General features: G+C 50.8%; 5 protein-coding genes, 4 tRNA genes, 1 rRNA gene and 1 other RNA gene. 2 read left to right on the top strand and 9 right to left on the bottom strand.

The features are described 5' to 3' along the window. From ACRDCA_RS25245 to ACRDCA_RS25220, 6 genes are all read right to left on the bottom strand, one after another. On the bottom strand, nt 1–229 hold a 229-nt coding region (locus ACRDCA_RS25245), incomplete at its 3' end, for a GTP-binding protein (protein ID WP_239553314.1). Nucleotides 230–344: 115 nt separating this feature from the next. Then, nucleotides 345–420: transfer RNA gene (locus ACRDCA_RS25240), tRNA-Thr, on the bottom strand. 6 nt (nt 421–426) lie between these two features. Next, nucleotides 427–501, bottom strand: a tRNA-Gly gene (locus ACRDCA_RS25235). A 194-nt stretch (nt 502–695) separates the two neighbouring features. Then, nucleotides 696–822, bottom strand: a non-coding RNA gene (locus ACRDCA_RS25230) — RtT sRNA. Nucleotides 823–866: 44 nt separating this feature from the next. Then, nucleotides 867–951, bottom strand: a tRNA-Tyr gene (locus tag ACRDCA_RS25225). Between the two features lie 46 nt (nt 952–997). Then, nucleotides 998–1073 (bottom strand) — tRNA-Thr (locus ACRDCA_RS25220). A gap of 393 nt (nt 1074–1466) precedes the next feature. Between ACRDCA_RS25220 and ACRDCA_RS25215 the strand changes: the two genes are divergently transcribed. Continuing rightward, nucleotides 1467–2015, top strand: coding sequence for a GNAT family N-acetyltransferase (locus tag ACRDCA_RS25215; protein ID WP_438691976.1), 549 nt, complete (start codon nt 1467–1469; stop codon nt 2013–2015). Between the two features lie 220 nt (nt 2016–2235). Continuing rightward, nucleotides 2236–3186, top strand: a complete 951-nt coding sequence (coaA, locus tag ACRDCA_RS25210) for a type I pantothenate kinase (protein WP_021808140.1) — start codon at nt 2236–2238, stop codon at nt 3184–3186. 42 nt (nt 3187–3228) lie between these two features. Here the strand turns inward: coaA and birA are convergent, their stop codons facing one another. From birA to rrf, 3 genes are all read right to left on the bottom strand, one after another. After that, entirely contained in the window at nt 3229–4191 is a 963-nt protein-coding gene (gene birA, locus ACRDCA_RS25205) for a bifunctional biotin--[acetyl-CoA-carboxylase] ligase/biotin operon repressor BirA (protein ID WP_438691975.1), read from the bottom strand. Then, nucleotides 4188–5225, bottom strand: coding sequence for a UDP-N-acetylmuramate dehydrogenase (murB, locus tag ACRDCA_RS25200; protein ID WP_438691974.1), 1038 nt, complete (start codon nt 5223–5225; stop codon nt 4188–4190). The genes birA and murB overlap by 4 nt, the downstream gene beginning before the upstream one ends. Before the next feature lie 669 nt (nt 5226–5894). Next, nucleotides 5895–6010, bottom strand: a 5S ribosomal RNA gene (rrf, locus tag ACRDCA_RS25195). Nucleotides 6011–6021: the final 11 nt, after the last annotated feature.

Below are 6021 nucleotides of genomic sequence, written 5' to 3'. Positions count from 1 at the left end.
AGTGACGAGTCGGGGTGTCATATTCAACGTGTGAAGTGTTGATGGTGATACCACGAGCTTTTTCTTCTGGCGCGTTATCGATCTGGTCGAAAGCACGTGCAGAACCACCGTAGGTTTTAGCCAGAACGGTAGTGATTGCGGCAGTCAGGGTAGTTTTACCGTGGTCAACGTGGCCGATAGTACCGACGTTAACGTGCGGTTTTGAACGTTCAAATTTTTCTTTAGACATCGATTGTCCCTCTAAGACACGGATAAATCGGTGGTATCACCACATCAACCAAGCAGGCATTTGCTTGATGAATTCAGGAAACAGAAAGAAAATCAGGGGGCGAGAAATTAAGAAGTGGTGCTGATAGGCAGATTCGAACTGCCGACCTCACCCTTACCAAGGGTGCGCTCTACCAACTGAGCTATATCAGCACATCTTGGAGCGGGCAGTGGGAATCGAACCCACATCATCAGCTTGGAAGGCTGAGGTAATAGCCATTATACGATGCCCGCATCCTGGAACTCGGCTACCTGACTTTTCTGTAGACTTAAAAGGTGTAGAAAAGGATTGTTCGTCGCTTTACTCCACCCTTCGTACCGGCAACTTCTGCTGCGCAGCGCGAACTGTTTTGAAGACTTTCGCCTTCCTCGAACGGTACTAGTATCAACGCTACCGTTCGGTGTGACCCAGAACTTCAGGTCTAAAATGGTGGTGGGGGAAGGATTATTCGTCACTTCGTTCCTCACCCGCTGGGCCGCGCTAAAGCGCGTTGTCTCATTTCATGAGACTCGAACCTTGTCGAAGGTTCTTACCCTTCCCCGATCGGCGCTCATCTCAACGCTACCGTTCGGTGTGACCTAGTGCCTCAGGTCTAAAATGGTGGTGGGGGAAGGATTCGAACCTTCGAAGTCTGTGACGGCAGATTTACAGTCTGCTCCCTTTGGCCGCTCGGGAACCCCACCAGATTTTAATTACTTTTACTACGGCATTTACTGCTAAACACTTGAATGGTGCCGGCTACCGGAATCGAACTGGTGACCTACTGATTACAAGTCAGTTGCTCTACCTACTGAGCTAAGCCGGCATCAAGTGCAGCGCATTCTAGGTAGAGCTGACGGCCTATGCAACAAAAAAATTGCGATCCATGCACTATCGCTCATAAATCAGCCGATTTCCGCATCCAGCTCGCAATTTTTCACAATTGAGGCGCAAATTTTCATCAATTTAGCAGATTAATCTACACTATTTTAGACCTACCCTGTGGTGACTTTCAGGCACGTCGTCCCGTAGCTCGATAAAAATCACCCATCCATTGAAAATCATCAGCAGGGATAGCGCACCACAAAGAGGAAAGTGCCCTCTGATGGTGCCGATACACCGCTTTCTCCCCCATACGGGGTGCGCCCACACAGCGTTGTCGCATTGGCTCGTTTATTGCTTCTCCCTATTATCCCTAATTCCCCAGGAGGCATCGCCGATGAAAATAGTGCTAATCAATGCAGCAACGCTGCCCATTTACCGTGCCGAGCTGGCACGCCTGCTCACCGATGCGGTTACTCATGGGGCCTCAGTAGGCTACGACACGCAAATTCCTCACGAAGATGCCGAGAGCTACTTCCACAGCCTGCGTCCTGCATTGGCCAAGGGGGAGTTACTGTTGTGGATTGCAAGAGACGACAGCGGCGTCATTGGCACGGTCCAGCTCGCACTGTGTCAAAAGCCAAACGGCCGCAACCGGGCAGAAGTGCAGAAACTGTTGGTGCACAGCCGCGCCCGCCGTAATGGCGTTGGCCAGGCGTTGATGAAAACGCTGGAAAAAACGGCCCTTGAGATCCATCGCGGCCTGCTTTATCTGGATACACAGGCCGGTTCCGGTGCCGAGGCGCTGTATCGCCTGCTGGGTTATCGCTGCCTTGGAGAGATACCGGATTACGCCGCCGCGCCCGATGGCTGCTACCATCCCACCGCGATTTACTACAAGCGGTTGTTTGCCGTTCAGCAACCCTGCCGCGCCGCCGCCAGTTGACGTCAGAGTGGTATCATTGCCCAGTGATACCGCTTTGTAATGTGTCCCTTCTCAATTGCGTACCTGTTCGCACTATTGGCAAAAACTGCCCCTAATCGACAACATTTGCGAAAAAACCCTACGCCTCAAAGCCAGCTATCTATAATATGCAGTTTGATTATTATCTGGAGTTGGCGTCCAGCGCCTTTCCCAACCTGCGTTAACAGGCAGAATTTGGCTTATGATAAAAAGAGATCAATCTTTAGCGACGCCTTACCTTCAGTTCGATCGTAGCCAGTGGGCCGCGTTACGAGATTCGGTGCCGCTGACGTTGTCGGAAGAAGAGATTGTTAAACTCAAAGGGATTAACGAAGATCTCTCCTTGGAAGAAGTCGCGCAGATCTACTTGCCGCTCTCACGACTGCTGAACTTCTATATCAGTTCTAACCTGCGCCGTCAGGCAGTTCTGGAACAGTTCCTCGGTACCGATGGCCAGCGCATTCCTTATGTGATCGGCATTGCTGGCAGCGTAGCGGTGGGTAAAAGCACCACGGCGCGTTTGTTACAAGCGTTATTGAGCCGCTGGCCAGAGCACCGCAGCGTTGAGCTGATCACCACAGATGGCTTTCTGCATCCGAACAAGGTGCTGAACGAGCGCGGTTTGATGAAGAAAAAAGGCTTCCCGCAGTCTTACGATATGCATAGCCTGGTGAAATTCGTTTCGGAAGTTAAATCTGGTGCCAAGCGAGTCACGGCCCCGGTTTACTCTCACCTGATCTATGACGTCGTGCCTGAAGGCAATAAAGTTATCGAACAGCCTGATATTCTTATCCTGGAAGGACTGAATGTCTTGCAAAGCGGTATGGACTATCCACACGATCCTCATCGGGTGTTTGTTTCCGACTTTGTTGATTTCTCCATCTATGTCGACGCCCCTGGCGATCTATTACAGAGCTGGTATATCAACCGGTTCCTGAAATTCCGTCAAGGCGCATTCTCCAATCCGGATTCCTATTTTCATAGCTATGCACAGCTGCCGGAAACGGAAGCGATTAACATCGCCACTCAGCTGTGGAATGAAATTAATGGTTTGAATTTACAGCAAAATATCCTGCCAACGCGCGAGCGCGCTAGCCTGATAATGACTAAAAGTGCCAATCACGCAGTGGAAAGTGTACGGTTACGTAAATAGTCAGTGGAATAAGAGAGGCCGAGTGCCTCTCTTATTTTTAGTTTATTCAGCACTACGCAGAGATATTTCCCCACCGATAAAGGGTTTAATTACCCCCTCCTGTTCCAGTAGCAAGGCTCCCTGCTGATCTATACCACGAGCAATACCGAAAATCTGTTGTTCACCAATTAGCAGTTTCACCGGACGATCGATGAAGTTATCTAATTGTCGCCAGCGTGAAATAAAGGGTGCCAGCCCGTCTATTTCAAATTGCCGTAATGAACGACGTAGTTCATTAAGCAACTTGGCGGCTAATTCATTACGATCGATGGTGATCCCGGCCTCCTGCAAATTGATCCAACGCTGATCGATCTGACTGGCGTTAGAATCACGCATCGCCATATTGATGCCTGCCCCCAGCACTAACTGGGCCGCATCCCCGGTTTTACCGGTCAGCTCGACCAGAATACCGGCCAGCTTGCGATCGTTAAGGTATAAATCATTCGGCCACTTCACACGCACCTGTTCTGCACCGAGACGTTGCAACACTTCGGCCATCACGATGCCAATCACCAGGCTTAGCCCCATTGCGGCCGCTGGCCCTTGTTCAAGACGCCAGAACATGGACAAGTAGAGGTTGGCACCGAAAGGTGAGATCCACTGCCGCCCACGCCGCCCACGCCCCGCCTGCTGATACTCGGCTATACAGGCATCACCGGAAGTCAGTTCTGCAAGCCTGTCTAACAGATACTGGTTGGTTGAGTCTACTACGGGCAATACCGTGACACGCTTGTCTTCCAGCAGAGCAAGAATACGCTCAACGTCCAGCAAGTTAATCGCCGCAGGTAGGCTATAGCCTTTCCCCGGTACTGTGAACACATCCAAACCCCACTCCCGGATAGTCTGGATATGCTTGTTGATTGCTGCGCGGCTCATCCCCAAAGATTCGCCCAGATGTTCTCCGGAATGAAACTCGCCGTCTGCCAGTAAGGAGATAATCTTCAGTGGTACGGTGGTGTCTCTCATGAAATGACCTCGACGGCGTCCAATTCACCTGTAGCGCCCATAAAACGGACCTCTGGTTCAAGCCAGACATCAAATTTCGCCGCTACCGTATTGCGTACGTGCCTTGCTAGTGCCACAACATCCTGACTGCTGGCATTATCGACATTCACCAATACCAAAGCCTGCTGACGGTGTACCGCGGCACCACCAATCTGATATCCCTTAAGTGCACACTGGTCGATCAGCCAACCAGCGGCCAATTTTTCTTGCCCATCAGCCTGTGGATAATGTGGCATTGCAGGGTATTGGCTCAGCAACGCTTTCGCCACTTCCTCAGTCACCAGTGGGTTCTTAAAGAAGCTGCCCGCATTGCCCGTAATACGTGGATCTGGCAGCTTGCTGCGGCGCATGGCACATACCGCATCAAACACCTGCTGTGGTGTAACCGTCTTGGGATCCAGTTTGGTAAGGTCGCCATAACCCAGCTGCGGGCTCCACTTTTTACCAAGCCGCAAGCCAACCCCGACAATAACGAAACCCTGCTTAAGCTCATGTTTAAAGACGCTCTCCCGGTAGCCAAACTGGCAACGTGGAGGATCCATACGATCGATCTCACCGGTGGTCAGGTTCAGCAGGTCGACATACTCACAGACCTGCTTGAGCTCAATGCCATACGCCCCGATATTCTGGATAGGTGCCGAACCGACCAGGCCAGGGATCAATGCCAGATTCTCCAGCCCAGGGATCCCACGTTCAAGCATCTGGCTGACCAGATGATGCCAGTTCTCCCCGGCGCTGACGTGGAGGTGCCAGGCGTCCGCTTCTTCCCTGACCGTAATACCTGTTAACTGGTTAATCATGACCGTACCGGCAAAATCCTCCAGGAACAGGACATTGCTCCCTTCGCCGAGTACCAGCAGCGGCTCCTTGCGCTTTTGCGCTTGCTGCCAAGCTTTAATCATCTCTTCAATTTCTTCAGCAATGACTAAACGCGCTGCGTTGACCGGGAGCGCAAAAGTATTGTGATTTTTTAATGACGCGCTTTCAGTAGACATGATTTAAATACTCTCACGTAATAAATTACCATCTAGTCTACTCGATTCGACACACATGGCTATTATTTGTTTTTATTAACCTGGTTTTTGTTGTGACTTAATAACCCACGTTCGAAGCGAAGTTATTAATTTATATAAAAATCATAGTGATATGATTTTTTCTTTGTCTCACCTTGAACAGAAGCCTGGGTTATATAAAATCATGCGGGTATTAATGATATGTATGAAAATAACAAATACCTGTAGAACTAAAAATTTCATGAATATCTTTAGTGAAAATCGTGGCCATATTTAATCATTTCTCAGACAACCCGAATTTAGGATGGTTTCGTGTTAGTCCCCTCACACTAACCCTCTCCCCCAGGAGAGGGAACCGATCGCATCCGTTGATAGTCCCCATTCTTTCCGCAGCCACACAGGCTCACCCACGACACTGAACTGTTCCCATCGCCCCCAGGAGAGGGAACCGATCGCGTCCGTTGATATCCCCATTCTTCCGCAGCCGCACAGGCTCACCCACGACGCCGGACCAGCCCCCTCTCCCTCCAACAGGGGCTTATGCTGCTCTCGATCCGTCTGTGGGAGAGGGTTGGGGTGAGGGGATATTTCCATTTTCGACCCATAGCAAAAAGCCCCATGCTTTCGCATGAGGCTTTCTACTTAATTGATGCCTGGCAGTGTCCTACTCTCGCATGGGGAGACCCCACACTACCATCGGCGCTACGGCGTTTCACTTCTGAGTTCGGCATGGGGTCAGGTGGGACCACCGCGCTATTGCCGCCAGGCAAATCTGTTT

It is taken from the genome of Serratia sp. (in: enterobacteria) (assembly GCF_051654945.1).
Lineage (GTDB): Bacteria > Pseudomonadota > Gammaproteobacteria > Enterobacterales > Enterobacteriaceae > Chania.
This window is presented reverse-complemented; position numbering and strand designations above follow the sequence as displayed.